Source organism: Bacillus smithii (genome assembly GCF_001050115.1).
Taxonomy (GTDB): domain Bacteria; phylum Bacillota; class Bacilli; order Bacillales; family DSM-4216; genus Bacillus_O; species Bacillus_O smithii.
Genome location: NZ_CP012024.1, coordinates 394,748 through 413,318, shown reverse-complemented (window position 1 = coordinate 413,318; position 18,571 = coordinate 394,748). Strand labels below are relative to the sequence as shown.

14 protein-coding genes are annotated in these 18,571 nt (G+C 40.5%); 6 read left to right on the top strand and 8 right to left on the bottom strand.

From position 1 onward, the window contains the following. Positions 1-194 precede the first annotated feature (194 nt). From BSM4216_RS01990 to BSM4216_RS01980, 3 genes are all read right to left on the bottom strand, one after another. A complete protein-coding gene (locus BSM4216_RS01990) occupies positions 195-1,220 on the bottom strand; it encodes a C40 family peptidase (protein ID WP_048622544.1) in 1,026 nt (341 codons plus the stop codon). Positions 1,221-1,749: 529 nt separating this feature from the next. Beyond that, the gene (locus tag BSM4216_RS01985) at positions 1,750-3,774 is read right to left on the bottom strand and encodes a penicillin-binding transpeptidase domain-containing protein (RefSeq protein ID WP_082142224.1); all 2,025 of its coding nucleotides are present in this window, start codon (positions 3,772-3,774) and stop codon (positions 1,750-1,752) included. Between the two features lie 330 nt (positions 3,775-4,104). Continuing rightward, complete coding sequence (locus BSM4216_RS01980; RefSeq protein ID WP_048622543.1) at positions 4,105-4,602, bottom strand: hypothetical protein; 498 nt, start codon at positions 4,600-4,602, stop codon at positions 4,105-4,107. 221 nt (positions 4,603-4,823) lie between these two features. On the opposite strand from BSM4216_RS01980, the gene BSM4216_RS01975 reads away from it, so the two are divergent. Together BSM4216_RS01975 and BSM4216_RS01970 are read left to right on the top strand one after the other, a co-directional pair. Then, positions 4,824-5,234 (top strand): helix-turn-helix domain-containing protein, encoded by a 411-nt coding sequence (locus BSM4216_RS01975; RefSeq protein WP_048622542.1) that lies wholly within the window; start codon positions 4,824-4,826, stop codon positions 5,232-5,234. A 123-nt stretch (positions 5,235-5,357) separates the two neighbouring features. Next, positions 5,358-6,512: an MFS transporter gene (locus BSM4216_RS01970; RefSeq protein WP_048622541.1), complete on the top strand. Its 1,155-nt coding sequence runs from the start codon at positions 5,358-5,360 to the stop codon at positions 6,510-6,512. 413 nt (positions 6,513-6,925) lie between these two features. Here BSM4216_RS01970 and BSM4216_RS01965 read toward each other — a convergent pair whose 3' ends face one another. Together BSM4216_RS01965 and BSM4216_RS01960 are read right to left on the bottom strand one after the other, a co-directional pair. Then, positions 6,926-7,855 carry a LysM peptidoglycan-binding domain-containing protein gene (locus tag BSM4216_RS01965; protein ID WP_174521032.1) on the bottom strand — a complete coding sequence of 310 codons (930 nt, stop codon included), beginning with the start codon at positions 7,853-7,855 and terminating at the stop codon, positions 6,926-6,928. Between the two features lie 1,103 nt (positions 7,856-8,958). Next, positions 8,959-9,522, bottom strand: a complete 564-nt coding sequence (locus tag BSM4216_RS01960; protein ID WP_048622539.1) for a 3D domain-containing protein — start codon at positions 9,520-9,522, stop codon at positions 8,959-8,961. A 252-nt stretch (positions 9,523-9,774) separates the two neighbouring features. Here BSM4216_RS01960 and BSM4216_RS01955 point away from each other — a divergent pair, with 252 nt between their 5' ends. From BSM4216_RS01955 to BSM4216_RS01940, 4 genes are all read left to right on the top strand, one after another. Continuing rightward, positions 9,775-10,434 (top strand): hypothetical protein, encoded by a 660-nt coding sequence (locus BSM4216_RS01955; protein ID WP_004439591.1) that lies wholly within the window; start codon positions 9,775-9,777, stop codon positions 10,432-10,434. A gap of 17 nt (positions 10,435-10,451) precedes the next feature. Beyond that, positions 10,452-11,657: an efflux RND transporter periplasmic adaptor subunit gene (locus BSM4216_RS01950; RefSeq protein WP_048622538.1), complete on the top strand. Its 1,206-nt coding sequence runs from the start codon at positions 10,452-10,454 to the stop codon at positions 11,655-11,657. Positions 11,658-11,881: 224 nt separating this feature from the next. Next, positions 11,882-13,768, top strand: a complete 1,887-nt coding sequence (locus BSM4216_RS01945; protein WP_048622537.1) for an OPT family oligopeptide transporter — start codon at positions 11,882-11,884, stop codon at positions 13,766-13,768. A 26-nt stretch (positions 13,769-13,794) separates the two neighbouring features. Beyond that, positions 13,795-14,100, top strand: coding sequence for a PqqD family peptide modification chaperone (locus BSM4216_RS01940; RefSeq protein WP_244878059.1), 306 nt, complete (start codon positions 13,795-13,797; stop codon positions 14,098-14,100). Between the two features lie 124 nt (positions 14,101-14,224). On the opposite strand, the gene ltrA is transcribed toward BSM4216_RS01940, so the two are convergent. The 3 genes from ltrA to serC all read right to left on the bottom strand — a co-directional run bounded on the left by ltrA (position 14,225) and on the right by serC (position 18,482). Continuing rightward, complete coding sequence (ltrA, locus tag BSM4216_RS01935; protein ID WP_003354109.1) at positions 14,225-15,487, bottom strand: group II intron reverse transcriptase/maturase; 1,263 nt, start codon at positions 15,485-15,487, stop codon at positions 14,225-14,227. 723 nt (positions 15,488-16,210) lie between these two features. After that, the gene (locus BSM4216_RS01930) at positions 16,211-17,386 is read right to left on the bottom strand and encodes a phosphoglycerate dehydrogenase (RefSeq protein ID WP_048622535.1); all 1,176 of its coding nucleotides are present in this window, start codon (positions 17,384-17,386) and stop codon (positions 16,211-16,213) included. Beyond that, on the bottom strand, positions 17,373-18,482 hold the full coding sequence (serC, locus tag BSM4216_RS01925) for a 3-phosphoserine/phosphohydroxythreonine transaminase (RefSeq protein WP_048622534.1): 1,110 nt from the start codon (positions 18,480-18,482) through the stop codon (positions 17,373-17,375). The genes BSM4216_RS01930 and serC overlap by 14 nt, the downstream gene beginning before the upstream one ends. Positions 18,483-18,571: the final 89 nt, after the last annotated feature.

The following is an 18,571-nucleotide window of genomic DNA, read 5'->3' as shown; positions in this document are numbered from 1 at the left end:
ACTCTACACAATCATAGGTTCAAAACTTCCTTTATTTGGACCATTTTCTTTTATAGATCATTTTGTCCATACATTTTTCCATAGTCCTGAATCGCGACTTCATTAAAAAGCCTGACCCATTTACCTAAAGGGCAGGATCCAATTCATGGAACTCCCTTCTACACAAGGTTTTAAAGGGTCAGGCTTATTCCTAATTAATAAAATCTCTTGAAGCTGTCGAAGTGGCTTTGATAATAGGAATTGCTCAAGCTGCTGATTTGAACTTGATCTCCTCCGGCATGAATAAATTGATTGTTTCCAATGTAGATCCCCATATGAGAGACGCCTTGTTTGTATGTATTATCGAAAAAGACAAGATCACCAGGTTGTGGGTTGGAGACATAGTAGGAACGGCTGTAGTATCCTTCCGCACTGGTTCGTGGGATGCTTTTTCCGACTTTGTTAAATACATAGTAGACAAACCCGCTGCAATCAAATCCTACCGATGGAGAAGAACCTCCGAAAACATACGGGACGCCAATATATTTTTTTGCTTCCGCAACCACTGCGGTATTGATGTTGCTTCCAGTTTGCTCTATGGAACTGCTATTTGCCGCGCCGCTAGGAATGATCAGTTTTTGGCCAACGTAAATGGTGTCAGAAGAAAGGTGATTGGCTGATTTTATTGCTGAAACGCTTGTACCATATTTAGAAGCTATTTTGGTTAGTGTGTCGCCTTTAACAACGGTATAGGTTTTAGAACCTGAAGAGGAATTGGAGTTGGTTGTTCCGGAAGATTGAGCTCCCGAGCTTGAACTAGCTGCAGCAGAAGCTTTCACTTTTAAAACCTGTCCTGGATAAATGGTATCAGAACTCAAACCGTTCCAGCTTTTCAAATTTTGGACGGTAGTCCCATAAGCTCTTGCAATTTTGGAAAGTGTATCTCCAGATTTCACGGTGTATGTAGCGGTGCCAGAGGACGTGCTGGACGAGCTGGTGCTGACAGATTGCGTTGAACTCTTCCCGTCATCAATTTTTAAAACTTGAGAAACGTAAATCGTATTTGTAGACAAATGGTTTAAGTTTTTAATAGAATCAATCGTTGTATTATATTTTTTTGAAATGCTGTATAATGTATCTCCGGATCGAACTTGATAATTGATAATAGCTGCTTCGCTCTTTGAAGCAAATCCTGCTGAGATAATCGCAGCTGTGGACAAAGTAAATAATGCTTTTCTCATTTTGGGCCTCCCTAATTGAATATTCACGTTTAATATCGGTTTTTTCAGTGTCATATTAACAGATTAATAGTTGAAAATTTTTTAATTCTGTGTAAAATTGTAGAATAAAATGATCTACACTTCTGTTTCGATATGTTTTCGTCATTTCCTTTTGGAAATTTCATACATTTCGTCGAATATTCTTAACAACACACAGCAATATACTATCATAGAGCGACAAAAATCAAAAGGTAAAAAGGACATATTTATCCAAATCTACTAAAAATAGATCATATTTTTGTATAATATTGGTAATTATTACTACTTTTTTTCTGTATGATCAACATAAATTGGAGAATATGTTATCTTATGGCGTTCACGTAATGCTAATTTCGTGTCGCTAAAGGGATCTCTTTGTCAGTCTATAGTATGTAGTAAAACACACTTTTTAAGGCTTTATATCTACTGTTGTTCCTTCTTAAAAGGATGGTATGCAAAATGATATTCCTAAAAAAGAGGCGGTTTCTTTTGAAACTGCCCCTTTTTTTCTTTATAGAGGGTTCATTTGCTCCCATTGAAGAAAGATATTTTTGGATAATTGAACAACGGAACTGCTGCCGCCTCTGGAATTGACTCCTTCCATTAAAATGGCGAGAACCATATTCGGCTTGTTTTGGTCATAGGCAACGAAAATACCATTCTCTTTTCCCGATTGTCCAAAATTGGATTTTAATTCAGCCGTTCCGGTCTTTCCTGCCAGTTTTAAAGACGGATGATTCGCTTTTTTTGCCGTTCCTTTTTCTACGATAAGCCTCAGATCCTTCTGCAGAATTTTTGCATCTTTTTGAGAGATCAAGTCCTTTTTCCATACTTGTGGTTTTTCATCGCTATACAAAATCGGCTTCATCATTGTGCCTTGATTGACAATGCCTCCGTACATGGAAGCCAAATGAAGCATGCTGACTAACAATTCACCTTGACCGTATCCGGAGTCGCTTAATAGCCTTTCCTTGTCAAAATGGCCACTGTTCGATATCTGCGAAGAGCGGATAGGAAAAGCAAACGGCAACTTGGTTTCAAATCCAAAATTCTTCAACCCATTTTCCATATCTTGCTTTCCAATTTCTAAAGCCGTTTGGGCGAAATAAATGTTGTCCGAATAAACGAGGGCACTTTCCAGATTTATCGGTTTCCCCGGGTCTGTCACTCGAGTCACGTGATAATTTCCCCATGAAGCATCTTTTTGCCATTTGAGCCCTTTAATATTGCGCGCTTTAAACGGATCCAGCTTTCCTGTTTTCAGCCCAATCGCCGCTGTAATCGGCTTGATAGAGGAACCGGGAGCATAAGTAGCTGCAAACCGATTCAAAAAAGGCTTGGCCGGATCATTTTGCATCTGTTGATAACGGCTCTCAGACAATCCTGTAATAAAGTCATTTGGATCAAAGGCCGGTGAACTTACAAGGGCAAGAACCTTCCCGGTTTTAGGATCAATAGCCGCAGCGGTCCCCGGTTGTCCGTTCATTTGGTTGTATATGACTTTTTGCAATTCGGCGTCTATCGTCAATTTTACGGATTTGCCGTTCTTTGCTTTCGTTTCGGCGAGAACAACCTGATTGCCATCCGATTTTTCAATCACTATTTTTTGGCCGTTTATCGCTCGCAGTTTGTCTTCAAGCAGCTCCTCCAATCCACGCTTTCCTATCCAATCGCCTTCCTTATATCCTTTTTTCTTTTGCTTTGCTAATTCCTCCTTTGTGATGGTGCCAACATACCCGGTTAAATGGGCCAAAGCTTGATGATAAGGATATTCTCGAATAAGCTTCTCGTTGGCCAGCACGCCCGGAATACTCAACAATTGATTGATATTTCCATCATCATACAAAACATCTTTCAGCGGCACAAAATAATCGGGTTTCACCCAACTTTGGCTTAACTGTTGATCGATGTAATGGACAGAAACCCCAAGCAAATGAGCAAGCTTACTTTTTTTTCCGGCATCATGACCAAATTGTTTAGGAATGATCCCTACCTCATAACCTTTAGAATTAATGGCTAAGGCATTGCCATTTCGGTCAAATATTTCGCCGCGTTTTCCCTCGACGGTTTCAAGCCGGACTTTGTCTCCTTTTCCAAGCTCAGGGAAAATATAGGTTGTATTCCAATCGACGTACCAATTCTTTTTTCCTTCTTTTTCTTCCAGTTTCAAATGGACATTCTTTTTAAAATGAATCGGACCGGCAGCAGTATCCATTTTTACGTCAATCGGCAGTTCTGCCCGGTCAGCATCTTTCCAATCCTTTTCTTTTGCTGATAACACAGTCACTTTTAAATGCTTCACGTCTAGATCCCTATAAATCGTTTTATACCGATCTGCGAAATCCACTATTTTATATTTTTTTTGAGAGGAAGACGTTAAATAATCATGGTACATTTGGCTGAATTTCTGATCATTCCATAGCTTGACATAATCAGCTAACCGTTCTTCCGGACTCGGTGTTTTCTCGCATGCAGCCATGGAAAGAACGAATAACAGCACCAAAAAAACGGGCGTCAGATTTCGAAAGCGTTTCAATTTAATCCCCCCCTTCGTCCCATTTCATTATATCAAAATCTGGAACTAGGAAAAAAAGCGAGGCGTCTTTCAGCCTCGCTTTAAATTTAAATATTCGTGTTCAAAGACAATGGTGTCATGATCGGGTGAATATCTGCTTTCGTCTAAAGAAATAATTGATTTTTTGCTTTAAACACTAATCATCCCTTTTCGTGACCATTATGTACATCATACGAAACGTCTTGTCTGTTTGGCAGCCAAAAGGAATGATAGAATTGGATGGACGAATAAATCCATGCTTGTGTTTCGAACTGAATGGAAAAGTCATTTGAAGAAATTTGTTGTTTCTTTTTAAATTTTTGCATCGTTCCGGGTTATCAAATTTAAAGATAAATAAATAGAACTTGATAAACGGTGAGGTTCTTTCTGAGAAGCACGGCGCTGGAATTTGGTTTTTCTTTGAAGGCAATGCTTTTGGTGAGGAAGATACGCGATAAAATAGAAAACTTCTCCAATTTTCAACAAAAAACTGGTTAATACCTTTTCTACTACTCTTTCCGGGACCCACTGTTCATTTAAGTTTGATAGTTTGATGAGCCTTTTATTTAAATAAATCTCCATTTTGAATGTCCACTCATCCAATCCCCATCCCACTGTTAACAGAAAGGAATCGTACTCTTCTTGAAGAGGCAATTCAACATAATTCGTGTTACGGATTCGATAAAAAAATTTCTTAGAAGAGTAAATATTGGTGATGACATCGTAAAAACCACATATAGACAATAACTGAACGCAATCCCTATCTTTCTTTTTTCCATTGAAAATAAGAAAAGATTGCTCCTTTTCCACTCGATCTCGCCCCCTCCCATTTAAAATATTTGAGAAATAAGTCTTTTGTAATAGATATATTTTCCTTTATTCCCATCATATAGGAAAAACATGTCGAAGCAGCTCGTTATTCTTTAATGGAATGGATTTTATAATTTCAATTCGGAAACTATTTGTTCTTTTTACAGAAAAATCGCTATCTTAATAATCAATCATGGTAAAACTTTCATAGGTGGGTCTTTATGCATTTTCACGAAAAATTAAAGAAATATAGAGAAGAAATTTTACAACTTTCCCAAAAGGAAGTAGCCTTTCGTTTAAAGCTTTCGCAATCCGCTTTGTCCAAGTATGAAAATGGTCGAGCTCAAATTACCGCGGACATGCTGAAAGATTTTAAAGCCGCTTACGAAATCCCTTCTGATCTTTTCGCAGAAATGCTTTTTGAATCCTCAGACTTATACTCTTCCACTACTCCAGAAGTTTTGCGGGAAAAATTAAAAGAAGCAGAACTTCAGCGCGTAGAAAAAATGGTAGAAGAATACCCGGAGATCAAAAAAATGATTACCAACCTTTCTTACTTGCCAAAGGCAGAATCCAGAAAAAAAGTTAAAGTACTTTTCAGAATTTTTGAGGCGATTAAAGATTTAAAGTAAGAGCCTTTAAAAAAGACGGTTTGTCCGTCTTTTTTTGCAATTCGGAAACATTCTCGATTTCATGACAGTCTTTTTCTTTTTCGATATAATTTTTTCAGAGTATGCTAGGAAGGTTGGATTCTTTTGAAACCACAAACTTGGTTGTCGATTAATTTTTTCTTGTTCTTTTTTACTTGGGGAGTATTTATTCCTTATTGGAATACTTGGCTGATTAATGAAAAAGGGCTTTCTATTCAAGCCGCCGGTACGATCATTGCGGTCGGATTATTGATCCGCGCATTTAGTACATTTTTTGTATTCCCATTTTTAAGCAAGAAAATGGCGATCGGTCATGAAATGAAAATGATTTCCTTGCTTTCTGTACTAATCCTTTTATTATTTCTGCCGGTCCACTCTTTTCGATGGATTTTGGCGGCCATGATTTTATTCAGTTTTATCTATCCCATGATGTTGGCGGTTTCCGAAAGCCTAGGATCGATCATGATGAAGACAGATCAAATTCAATACGGAATCAGCCGATCTTTCGGATCCATCGGCTATGCGACAGCACTAGTAGCCGTCGGAGCAATTTTGTCTTTTTACAGTGAGAGTTCTATTTTTTGGACCATGTTTGCCAGTTGTTGTCTTATGACCATTGCGGCTCATGTCCAAACGCCGAAATCGCTTATGGCCAAGCACCAAGAACAGTCGGTTTCCTATCTGCCTCTGTTTCGATCCAAACGGTTTATGGCGGCAATGGTAGTATGTATCCTTATTCAAGGAGCCCACGCCTCTTACTATAATTACGGATTTATTTATTTACAAAAATTGAATGCCGGAGATTTTTGGAGTGGCATGATTTTAAACTTGGCCGTCCTTGCTGAAACATTGTTCTTTATGACGGCGGATCGCCTTTTTCAAAAAGTCTCCACTTCTCGCATGTTTGCCATTTCCGCGGCGGCTTCGATCGTGCGCTGGGGGCTTGTCTATCTTGTGCCAACGGTATGGATGTTTATTTTCACCCAGTTTCTGCATTCTCTTACATTTGCACTTGCCCATTACGCATTTATACGCCTTCTTCATGAGGAATTAGACAATCGACTCATTCCGGCGGCTCAAGGCATCTATGCCTCTCTAGCTATGGGGCTAAGCATCAGCGTCTTCACTTTTCTGGGAAGCTATCTCTACTCCAAGTCGGCTGGGTTGGCGTTTGCCGGAATGGCAGCAGCGGTCATACCTTCTCTCTTTATCGCACTGATGATGAACCGAAAATTCGAAATGCATCCCGTGAAAGAATAAAACATTAATTGTGAAATCAATAAAGTATTAAGCCCCCCGGCTCGATTTTACGTTTCCAATGGAATTTTGAAAGCAGCCTATTTGAAGTTTCGTTTTTCATCTAAAAGGCTGCTTTTACAGGTTCTGTTTCGATCAAAAGGATTCCATAAAAAAACTCGTCCTTTCGCCACTCTCAATAGTAAGCCAACCTAAACCTTGTGGCTATCCATTGAGAATCCAAAAAGGACGAGTATTCTCATTCATTTATCCATATACAAACAGCGTGACTGGTCTTTTTTATTCTGCTTCAAAATCTACTCTTTTACTACAATAGAACACATGTGCCAACAGGAAAATCAATTCATCTATCAAGGGTGTCATCTCAAATGATTTCGAAGGAGGGCATGGTTCCTCCCCCCAATTTAAGTTCCTTATTATTTAAGTACTTTTACTGTTACCGTTCTAACTCCCCAATTACGAGCTTGTTGATCATTTGGAACGAAAACGTCGATTCTGTTTCCGTTAATGCTTCCACCAGTGTCCCCGGCAATCGCATCACCATATCCTTCAACATATACTTTTGTTCCTAATGGAATGACGCTCGGATCAACCGCAATGACTTTCGCATTCGGATTGGCTTTTAAGTTCATTCCCGTTGCTGTTACACCGGAGCAACCACCGCAATTAGCTGTATAAGCTGTGGCCGTCATAGTAAAGGTTTCTCCTTGAGCAGCATTGTCTGGTTGTGTATTAGACTGCTGTGCCGGCTGAGATTGAACTTGCTGAGCTGGTTGTTGAGATTTTTGTACCGGTTGTTGAGATTTTTGTACCGGTTGTTGAGCATTTTGTGCCGGCTGTTCAGATTGCTGTACAGACCGGCTTGGTTGTGCCGTTGTATTTTGCTGTTGAACAGCTGCTGTTGTCGCTTTTGTTTCAGTTTGACCGGTTTGATTAGCTTGTTGATTTTGAACAGGTTGCTGTGCAGCCTGACTTTGAACAGGTTGTTGTACCGATTTATTCTCAACAGTCTGCTGAACTGCTTTTGAACCGTTTAGTACAATGCGATCTCCCGGGAAAATAAGATCAGAGTTTAATTGATTGATTGATTTTAAAGTTTGGACAGACATACCGTAAGCTTTGGCGATTTTGCTTAATGTATCTCCTTTTTGAACTGTATAATACTCAGGTATATCCGAAGTAGTTAGGACTTGATTTGGGAAGATTAAATCAGAGGAAAGGTGATTCATTTCCTTTAACTTATCTACAGTAGTATGATGTTCACGTGCAATCTTCCATAATGTGTCTCCTCGCTCCACCTTGTACGAAGCAGCAGATGCATCGGCAACAAAAGCACCTGATAACATCGTTGCGGCTGCTAGAGCAATTACAGATTTTTTCACGTAATTAACCTCCTTTATTCACTGACGAGGTTCATTTTAACATGAAAAACAGCACTGTGATTTTAAAAACCGATTACGTTTCCTTGCCATTATGTTACGCGATCATTTCACTTCCCCTTTTTCCCCTTTCTTTGTAACATTCATGTAATGATTATGGATTGATATAACTCAGATGGAAAAAGAAGTAATTGGTAATACATGGTCATTCCAAACAGATTAGTAGATGAAATGCCTTTTCTACTTGATGAAAAAATCGAGTAGGAGGGAGCGATTAACTCCCGTCCTCTCACACCACCGTACGTACGGTTCCGTATACGGCGGTTCAATTAAGATAATTGACGCAAGTCTTTATAACTTCCGTGAATAGCTGTTCTCTTTATGCCAGTGGTCACTCCACCCTCCAAGAGGTCTCCCACGGGATTCACCGCTTCCTCCCTCAAGTGAGGTACTACGTTTTCTGTGTTCATCATGACTCACTGAATACCAAGGGCTATTCTCTCTTAATTGTTCGGTCCTTCTTAGTTGTTCTAGACCAACTAATACTATGACCTCTGCTGACTTCTGACGGTTCAGCTACTTATCACTAAGTAGGTTATGAAGAGTACTTCACATATCCGCCAGACCTCCCCGGGTAAGTACATGCACTTTCACACCATCTATCCGCCTCATTTACTCGATATGACCTTCGACAGAAAGAGCTTTGTTTTGTTATGCAAACTCACTCAATCATACCTAGCCTTATATGAGGTTCGTGTTCCTCGGACCGGTGTTTTGCCTCCAGCTTCCTTCAGATTCCGCGTCACCACGGACACCCTTGCTCTTGGCTAACCTCTACTTCTGTCTTCGGGGTTCGGGACTTACACCCTATAGTTCATGTACATGCCGGGCGCACATAAAAACGTCTGGAATTTTGTTGCTTCCAGACGTTTGAAATTCGATTTTTAATAGGTTTTCTCTGCTGCGTTCACTCCCGTGGGCAGGAGTTCGCCCAACAATTTAGCTCATTTCGTGAGAAGCCAAGATTTCACACGAAATGAGCTAACACGATCAAGATAAACGGAGAAAATTTATTGTAAGATCGTCACCTTCGTTGTCCTTACTCCCCAATTACGTGCACTTTGAAGGGATGGAACAAACACGTCGATCCTATTTCCTTTAATAGCAGATCCTTTATCGGCTGCGATTGCTTGGCCGTATCCTTCCACATATACTTTTGAACCGAGCGGAATAACTTTAGGATCCACTGCAATCACTTTCGCGTTCGGATTTTTTTTCAAGTTGATTCCCAACGCTGTAACGCCGGAACATCCTTTGCAAGATGCTGTATAAGCAGTGGCCTTAACGACGATCACTTTCTTTCCCGCAGTAGAGTTTACGGCGGATGTTGTAGACGTATTCTTGGCTGTTGCGGTCGAACTAGATTGAATGATTAATTTCGTTCCTACTGTAATGTTGTTAGATGTTAGATGGTTCCATTTTTTTATATTATCGACAGTCGTTTTATAAGCATTGGCAATCTTCCATAATGTATCTCCCTTTTTGACAGTATATGTCGTGCTTGCCGCATTCGAGGAATGAGCAAAGCTGAAACATACTACTGCAGTAAAGAGAGCGGCAATTGCTTTCTTCACACCATAACCTCCTTTTCTATTAACGAGTATCATTCTATCATGACTAAACTACTAGTGATTTTACAGTTCATTATCTTTTTATTACGTAAATGTTTCATTTTCTTAACATGATAGAATAATTGGTTATAATAGTAGAAAGAGGAGGCAGTCACACACAGAGATTATGGTATATTCGTCTGGTATGTGTCTTGCCGTTTCTATATAATAAATAATTGCTGTTATTTATAACCTGTTATGGAGGATGTTGCAACTATGTATCAAGTAAAGCTTTGGAAGGGAGTTTTTAAGACTCGGAATGTGCTTTATGAGCTGGAACAAGCTGAAACCATCCGAGGGTTAAGCAGTCGAATCATCATCTTGCTGGTGATTAGCGTCATTCTATCGGCTGTAAGCAGCTGCCTTGGCATTGGAAGTGAAGACCTTTCGCATCGATTAGCGGATTGGACCGCAAATGAATTGGCTGCAAGAAAAGTCTTTTTTGTTTTAGGAAGCGTGTTTTGGGGCATCCTCTTTGTTTTGTTAGTGTTAGTCGTTCCGTCATTGTTATTTTGGGGCTTAATGGAAGTAGACTTCCGCAAAGCACTTGTCTTGCAGCTTTTTGTTCTAACCATTCTGATAGGAGAAAGGGTTATTCTTTTGCCATTTGAGTTTCTATACGGATTGAAATGGTACTATTCTCCTTTCGCATTAGGAACGGCGATTCGCTATTTGACCGATCATTCGATCCTTATTCGCTTTTTTGGAAGCATCTCTCTTTTCCAAATTTGGACATTAGTCCTGCAATATCGATTCTTAAAAAGAATGACGGATCATAAACCGCTTTATATTGCGGCTGTGATCGCAGGATTATCTATTGTCTTTTGGGCCTTTACCGCTTTCTTCACTTCCATACATATCGAAAAACTTATTTAAGATAGGAGGGCAGAATCGTGCGAAAAACAACGAGAAATATGATCATCGCCGTTTTGTGTGCTTGTTTAATAGCAGGCAATCTTTACTTGATTTTTAAAAAAGATAGCAAAATCGAGAAAACGCAGTGGATAGACAAATGGGCGCGGGTCAAAATCGGCAATCTGGCTGAAACATTCCATACATCGGGCGTTATTACATCACAAGAGGAATATCCGGTCTATTTCGATCCTTCCATGGGGCAATTCAGCAAGTTTTTAGTAGAAAAAGGGGATAAAGTTTCTCCCGGGACGGAACTCTTTCAATATTCGCCGGCTGAAATAGAAGAAGAACGAGCAAAATGGCTGGCAGAAAAAGAGCAGGCACAAAGAGAAATAGATCTGGTCACGGAGGAAGTGCAAAAGTTACAAAACATACAATCTTCTCTAAAAAGCTCTGATCAAACGCCAAGCGCTGCTGAGGTAACAGTTAAAAGTCAAATATTAGAACAGCAAGCGGAAATCGGCAAATTACAAGAAGAAGTGAAAAAGTATGATACTCTTCTCCGCGAACTTGATCAAAGAAAACAACAACTTACTGTAAAAAGTCCTTATGCAGGCTATGTAGAAAAAATCGACGATCGATTAAACAACCCAATCGTAACGATCCGCTCCTTGAAACCAGCCGTTCAAGGGGTATTGAACGAAAAGCAGCGCAAAAAGGTAACAGAAGGATTAAAAGTCAAAGTTTCTGTTGATACAAAGAAAAAACAATATACAGGAAAAATCATAAAAGTAGACTCTTATCCGGAAAATGAACCTTCTGTACATAAAAATAGCTATTATCCTTTTAAAGCCCAATTGTTCAATGTAAAAGATTCAAACGAACCTCTTCTACCCGGTTCAAAAGCAAACATTACCATCATAACGAAAGAATCTTTAAGTACGTTAATGGTGCCATCATCCAGCGTTTTTCAAGATCATAAGAAAAACTACGTACTTGTTCTCAACCGAGAAGGAATCGTAGAAAAACGTGAAATAACGAAGGGAATTCATGTCGGACAAAAACAAGAAATCATTCGAGGTGTAAAACAAGGAGAAGCGGTCCTTCCACATCCACAGGATATTCAGAAAGTCAACTCTCCTTTTATTACACCGTTTAAATTCTCTGATACAGATAAAAAAGCGATTCAGAACGTACGCAAAAAAGATATGCTCCTGTATTTTATGTTAGGTGTACTTTCCTAAAATAATGATGAATGGTTGGCCAAGTCAAAACATGTTATATAGAATGAAAGAAATCTATTTTTCTATATAACATGTTGACGGCCGACTTTCCTGTTATGAATGGAAATGATCATGTCGAGACGCTTGTCTTGATTGAAAGAAGAAAAAAGAGTATAATTATATCCGTTTTAGGTTAAAATCCGTTTTAATTTTTTAACAAAATTTAATATTCAGGGGGTTTGTCTATGTCTGAAAAAAACGGAAAAAAATTCGTCCCCTACGTTCCGGCGTCAAAGTCGCTGCCTGAGCTTACTGTCACAGCGATTATATTAGGAATTGTTTTATCCATTTTATTCGGAGCCGCGAACGCTTATCTAGGTTTAAAAGTTGGTTTGACAGTATCAGCTTCCATCCCTGCAGCTGTCATTTCCATGGGAATTTTGCGCGGAATTTTCAGAAAAGATTCTATTTTAGAGAATAATATCGTGCAAACCATGACAACTGCCGGTGAAGCGCTTGGGGCGGGCGCCGTTTTCACCATTCCGGCACTCTTTTTATGGGATATCCCCATCAGTCAGTCCATGCTGATTTTCATTGTTCTGACAGGGGGCTTTTTAGGCGTTTTTATGATGGTTCCACTGCGCCGTATGTTAATTGTCAAAGAACACGAAACATTGCCTTATCCTGAAGGAACAGCCTGTGCCGAAGTGTTAATCACAGGTGAAAAAGGCGGATCGAATGCCATCATGGTTGCGTCCGGTCTTTTGATCGGCGGTTTGATGAAAGCTTTGGGAGACGGCTTTAAGCTGTTTAAAACAGAAATTGAAACCGGCATATATAAATTTAAAAATGCGGTAGTGGGAGCGGATGTTTATCCAGCTCTGCTCGGTGTTGGCTATATTATTGGTCCTCGTATATCCGGTCAAATGTTGGCGGGAGGATTGCTTGCTTGGATTGTCATCATTCCTCTCATCGGATTTTTCGGTGCAGATAGCACCCATGCCATTTTCCCATCGACAGAACCGATTAAACATTTGGATGCGTGGGGAATTTGGGACAACTACATCCGCTATATTGGTGCAGGTGCGGTTGCAGCCGGCGGGATTATTACATTGGCCAAATCAATCCCGACATTATATCAAACCGCGGCTGCCACATTTAAAAATCTTTCCAATGGATCGAATAGCCAAGCGTCCTTAGACAGAACCGATCGGGACATGCCGATGAAATACGTAATTTTAGGTGCACTGGTTCTCATCGTTATCATTGCTCTTGACCCGTTTGTAAAGGTAGGAATTCTCGGAGCGCTGGCTATCGCCGTTTTTGGCTTCTTATTTGTAACTGTCGCTTCCAGAATAGTCGGAATCGTTGGAAGTTCTTCTTCTCCGGTTTCTGGGATGACGATCGCCACACTGCTCATCGTCACGCTTATTTTTAAACTGACAGGTTATCACGGAAAAGAAGGAATGGTTGCAGCCCTTACTGTCGCTGCCATTGTTTGTACGGCACTGGCCGTAGCAGGTGATATTTCCCAAGATTTAAAAACCGGTTATCTTGTCGGAGGAACACCGTGGAAACAACAAGTTGCCATGATGATCGGTGTCTTGGCTTCCGGTCTTGTAATGGGCTTCATCCTTGTGATGCTGCATAAAGCCTATACGATGGGGTCAGCTGCTCTGCCTGCTCCAAAAGCTATGTTGATGAAAATATTAGTAGAAGGAATTATGGGTGGAAACTTGCCTTGGGAACTGATATTAATCGGTGCTTCCATTTCAATCGTGATTGAATTTTTAGGATTGAATTCCCTTGTCGTCGCCGTTGGTATTTATTTGCCGGTTCACACAAGCGTTCCGATTATGGCAGGAGGAATCGTCCGCTGGCTTGTAGAAGTACTTTCAAAATCGAAAGAAGAAAAAGAAAAACGCAGCGAAAAAGGAGTTCTTTTTGCATCCGGTCTGATTGCGGGAGAATCTCTCGTCGGCGTGATCATCGCAATTTTAATTTGGCTGAAGGTGCCGGTTCCTGAAAATGTAGCAACCGAAAACCAATGGCTGCCTCTTCTTTTATTTATCATCATATGCGTGATGTTATACATGGCTTCTACCAGCAAAAAAGGGCTGGCTAAAAAATGATCCGGCGGAAGAAAAATCTCTTGGAAATGGTGCCGGTACTGAAAGACAATCTAAAGATCGACCATGAAAATCAGAGTTTAATCGTTCCACGTACTAATCTGATCGAACGATTTTCCGTCCGATTTTTAAAGCAGCCGTCAGAAAGAAAAATCCAATTGGATGACTTAGGGTTCTTTGTCATCCGACATATAGACGGGAAAAGCACAGTTTTAGAGCTTGCGAATGTCGTAGAAACAAAGCTGGGGGACAAAGCCTCCCCCGTTTTGGAACGCTTAGTCACGTTCCTGTCCATCTTGGAATCCTATGACTGGCTCAAATGGAAAGAAAAATAGTATCCATATTATGTGAGTGCGAAGGCATTCTCCTTTATTTTGATCAGTAAATCGAGTAGGAGGGAGCGATTAACTCCCGTCCTCTCACACCACCGTACGTACGGTTCCGTATACGGCGGTTCAATCAAGATAAATGACGCAAGAATTCATAACGTTTCTGTAGACTTTTAAGCCCTTGGTTACTCCAATAGGAGTTTCCAAGGGTTCTGTGTAATATGGGACTTTTTGAGATTCGCCAATAACCTTTACGACTGTTCCCCCATTCATAAGCTTTCCATTCAGGAACTCCTAGTTTTATGAGGTTGCGTATCCTGGTCTTTGAGGTTTTCCAGTTTTTCCATAAACACATCCGGAGTCTTCGTCGAATCCAGCCATCCAAATCTTCAAAGATACTCTTTGTGTCTGCTAATGCAAAATATCCACACCATCCAAGTAGATATTGGTTAAGTTTCTTAATCCGATATTCCATTGGGTATGGTATTTTTCTTGACGTGATTTCTCGCACCTTTTTCTTCATTCGTTTTAGACTTTGCTTGGCAATCCGAACTTTTGGCTCTTTTGAAGGTGTAAAACTAAATCCTAGAAACTTTCGTTTCCATGGTCGGTCAACCGCAGATTTCTTCTCGTTGACTTTTAGACGAAGTTTTCCCTCAATAAATCGTTTGACACTAGCCATGGTTCTTTCACCAGCCCGTTTTGACTTCACGTAAATATTACAGTCATCGGCATAACGAACAAATTTATGCCCTCTTTTCTCTAATTCTTTGTCTAGTTCATCTAGTACAATATTCGAAAGTAAAGGGCTTAGGGGGCCACCTTGCGGCGTCCCTTCTTCTGTCCTAGATACCACACCATTAATCATGACACCAGCTTGTAGATATTTGCGGATTAGCTTCAATAGTGGCTTTTCTTTAATAGTCTTGGCTAATGTACTCATCAGCCTGTCATGATTCACTCGATCGAAGAACTTTTCTAAATCCATGTCTACTACCCATCTATAACCATCTCTGATATAGCCTTTTGCTTTCCTAACTGCGTCATGAGCACTTCGATTTGAACGAAACCCATAACTATGTTCGGAGAACATAGGGTCATATATCCTCGATAATACTTGGGCAATTGCTTGTTGAATCAAACGGTCTGTTACGGTTGGAATACCTAGTAACCGAACACCGCCATCAGGTTTCGGGATTTCGACTCTTCGAACAGGCATTGGTTCATAGGTACCCTTGAGAATTGCCTCTTTAATGGATATCCAGTTTTCGACTATGTGCTGACGGAGGTTTTGTACGGGCATCATATCTACTCCATGGCTACCTTTGTTCTTTTCTACTCTTTGTAAAGCTAAAAGCATATTCTCCCGTGACAGGATTTGATTCAAAAGCATTGTTATTCTTCCTTCCGTGAATAGCTGTTCTCTTTATGCCAGTGGTCACTCCACCCTCCAAGAGGTCTCCCACGGGATTCACCGCTTCCTCCCTCAAGTGAGGTACTACGTTTTCTGTGTTCATCATGACTCACTGAATACCAAGGGCTATTCTCTCTTAATTGTTCGGTCCTTCTTAGTTGTTCTAGACCAACTAATACTATGACCTCTGCTGACTTCTGACGGTTCAGCTACTTATCACTAAGTAGGTTATGAAGAGTACTTCACATATCCGCCAGACCTCCCCGGGTAAGTACATGCACTTTCACACCATCTATCCGCCTCATTTACTCGATATGACCTTCGACAGAAAGAGCTTTGTTTTGTTATGCAAACTCACTCAATCATACCTAGCCTTATATGAGGTTCGTGTTCCTCGGACCGGTGTTTTGCCTCCAGCTTCCTTCAGATTCCGCGTCACCACGGACACCCTTGCTCTTGGCTAACCTCTACTTCTGTCTTCGGGGTTCGGGACTTACACCCTATAGTTCATGTACATGCCGGGCGCACATACAAAAAAGTTCACGGAATCCATATGTTCCGTGAACTTTTTTGCTAATAAACCTCGAAAGATTAAAAGAAAGAATACTAGAATAACAGTTTAAGCCTGAAACTCCCTATCCATCGATCGTGACGTCGCCTTTAGGTTATTTTCTATTTTCTAAAATCTTTTAAACTGGCAGATCAAATGGACCGAACAGCCACAACTCCCTTGATTTCTTTTATTCTTGCTTCTACACTTGGCAGCACATCGCCATTCACTTTATTGTCAATATCAATCAACGTATAAGCCCACTCGCCTTTGCTTCGATTCAGCATATCGGCAATGTTGAGATGGCTTTCTGCTAAAATGGAAGTCATCTGTCCCACCATATTTGGAATATTTTGGTGGATCACCGTAATCCTTTTTCTGCCGACATAAGGGAGCTCTACATTGGCGAAGTTAACAGAATTTTTAATATTCCCTGTTTCTAAATAATCCTTTAACTGTTTGGCGGCCATGATGGCGCAATTTTCTTCCGATTCTTTCGTGGAAGCTCCGAGATGCGGGACTGCAATGACGTTCTTCATGTCCAATATGCGGTCATTTGGAAAATCCGTTATATACTTAGCCACAATCCCTTTTTCAATCGCCTCATTCAAATCATGTTCGTTTACTAGTTCTCCACGAGAAAAATTCAAAATCCGTACCCCTGGCTTCATTTGGCTAAATGCTTCTCGATTGAACATTTCTCTCGTTTGATCCGTAAGCGGCACATGAACGGTAATATAGTCACATGCGGAAAAAATTTGTTCAATGTTCATAGCCCTTTGGACGTTTCTCGACAAGTTCCAAGCCGTATCGACGGAAATAAACGGATCAAATCCAATGACTTCCATATCGAGTTCGAGGGCATCGTTAGCCACCAGGGCCCCTATGGCACCCAAGCCAATAATCCCTAATTTTTTCCCTTTAATCTCTGTTCCGACAAACTCTTTTTTACCTGCTTCCACCAAGGAAGGAACTTGATCACCTTGCCCCCGAAGCGTTTTCGCCCATTCCACGCCATCAAATAAGTTCCGTGAGGAAGCAAGCAATACAGCCAATACCAGTTCTTTCACAGCATTTGCATTGGCTCCAGGCGTATTGAAAACCACAATTCCTCTTTCTGAACAAGCTTGCACCGGAATGTTGTTCACCCCCGCACCTGCACGCGCAATGGCTTTTACACTCCTCGGAATATCAACATTATGCAAATTATAGCTACGCAATATAATGCCGTCCGGTTGGTCGGCATCATTGTTAATCGTAAAATTTTCTTGGCGCAAAATATTTAAACCACTTTCGGCAATGCTGTTGTAAGTTTTAATTGTGTACATTGCTTCTATTCCTCCTAGCTGTTTTTGCCTCAAAGCTTTTCATAAATTCCACCAGCTTTTTTACTCCCTCAATCGGCATTGCATTATATATGCTTGCACGCATTCCTCCGACGGTACGGTGGCCTTTTAATGTTTCCAATCCTTGCTCTTTTGCCTCTTTAATAAATTGAGCGTTCAATTCTTCAGAAGGCAGTGTAAAAGGAATATTCATTAATGAGCGACTTTCTTTTTCCACAGGGGAATGGAATAGCTCGGATTGATCCAAGAATTCGTAAAGCAGCTGGGCTTTTTCTCGATTGATTTTTTCCATCACGGATACCCCGCCCAGTTCTTTCAACCATTCAAAAACAAGTTTTGCCACATAAATGCTGAACGTCGGCGGCGTATTATACAACGAACCTTTATCACTGTGGGTCTGATAGTTTAACATGACGGGGCAATTCTCAGGTGCGTTTCCAATGAGATCTTCCCGTATTATGACGACGGTCAAACCGGCAGGGCCAATGTTTTTTTGTGCTCCCGCATAGATCAGACCAAATTTTGACACATCATATTCCTGTGCAAGAATATTGGAAGACATATCCGCAACGAGAGGGATGCTTCCCGTATCCGGAACTGAGAAATAACAAGTTCCTTCAATGGTATTATTCGTCGTAATATGGACATAATCTGCATCCTCGGAAAACATAGCCGGATCCAAGGATGGAATATAACTGAATTTCTTATCTTCTGAAGAGGCGACAACACGAACTTCGCCGAATTTTTTTGCTTCCGCCATGGCTTTTTTCGACCATGATCCTGTATGTACAAAATCCGCTTTTTTATTTTTCACAAGCAAATTCATGGGGATCATCGCAAACTGCAAAGAAGCGCCCCCTTGCAAAAATAACACTTTGTAATTGTCAGGAATGCTCATTAATTCACGCAGCAAAACTTCTGCTTCCTGAATAATTTCTTCAAATGCACTGGATCGATGACTGAGTTCCATTACAGACATCCCAGTTCCACGATAATTGAGCAATTCTTTTTGGACTTTTTCCAAAACGGGCAACGGCAACATCGACGGACCTGCAGAAAAATTAAAGACTCTCTCCATTCCACTTCTCCTCGTTTTACTTGTGATTTCAATTCTGAAAATTTATACTATAATAATATTTAAAAATTATACGCCAAAATACTCCAACT

Coding starts and splice junctions, on each gene's coding strand:
- BSM4216_RS01930 (WP_048622535.1), bottom strand. CDS start 17,386: ATGTACACAATTAAAACTTACAACAGCATTGCCGAAAGTGGTTTAAAT.
- BSM4216_RS01955 (WP_004439591.1), top strand. CDS start 9,775: ATGTATCAAGTAAAGCTTTGGAAGGGAGTTTTTAAGACTCGGAATGTG.
- BSM4216_RS01940 (WP_244878059.1), top strand. CDS start 13,795: ATGGTGCCGGTACTGAAAGACAATCTAAAGATCGACCATGAAAATCAG.
- BSM4216_RS01965 (WP_174521032.1), bottom strand. CDS start 7,855: ATGTTATCAGGTGCTTTTGTTGCCGATGCATCTGCTGCTTCGTACAAG.
- ltrA (WP_003354109.1), bottom strand. CDS start 15,487: ATGCTTTTGAATCAAATCCTGTCACGGGAGAATATGCTTTTAGCTTTA.
- BSM4216_RS01945 (WP_048622537.1), top strand. CDS start 11,882: ATGTCTGAAAAAAACGGAAAAAAATTCGTCCCCTACGTTCCGGCGTCA.
- serC (WP_048622534.1), bottom strand. CDS start 18,482: ATGGAGAGAGTCTTTAATTTTTCTGCAGGTCCGTCGATGTTGCCGTTG.
- BSM4216_RS01990 (WP_048622544.1), bottom strand. CDS start 1,220: ATGAGAAAAGCATTATTTACTTTGTCCACAGCTGCGATTATCTCAGCA.
- BSM4216_RS01975 (WP_048622542.1), top strand. CDS start 4,824: ATGCATTTTCACGAAAAATTAAAGAAATATAGAGAAGAAATTTTACAA.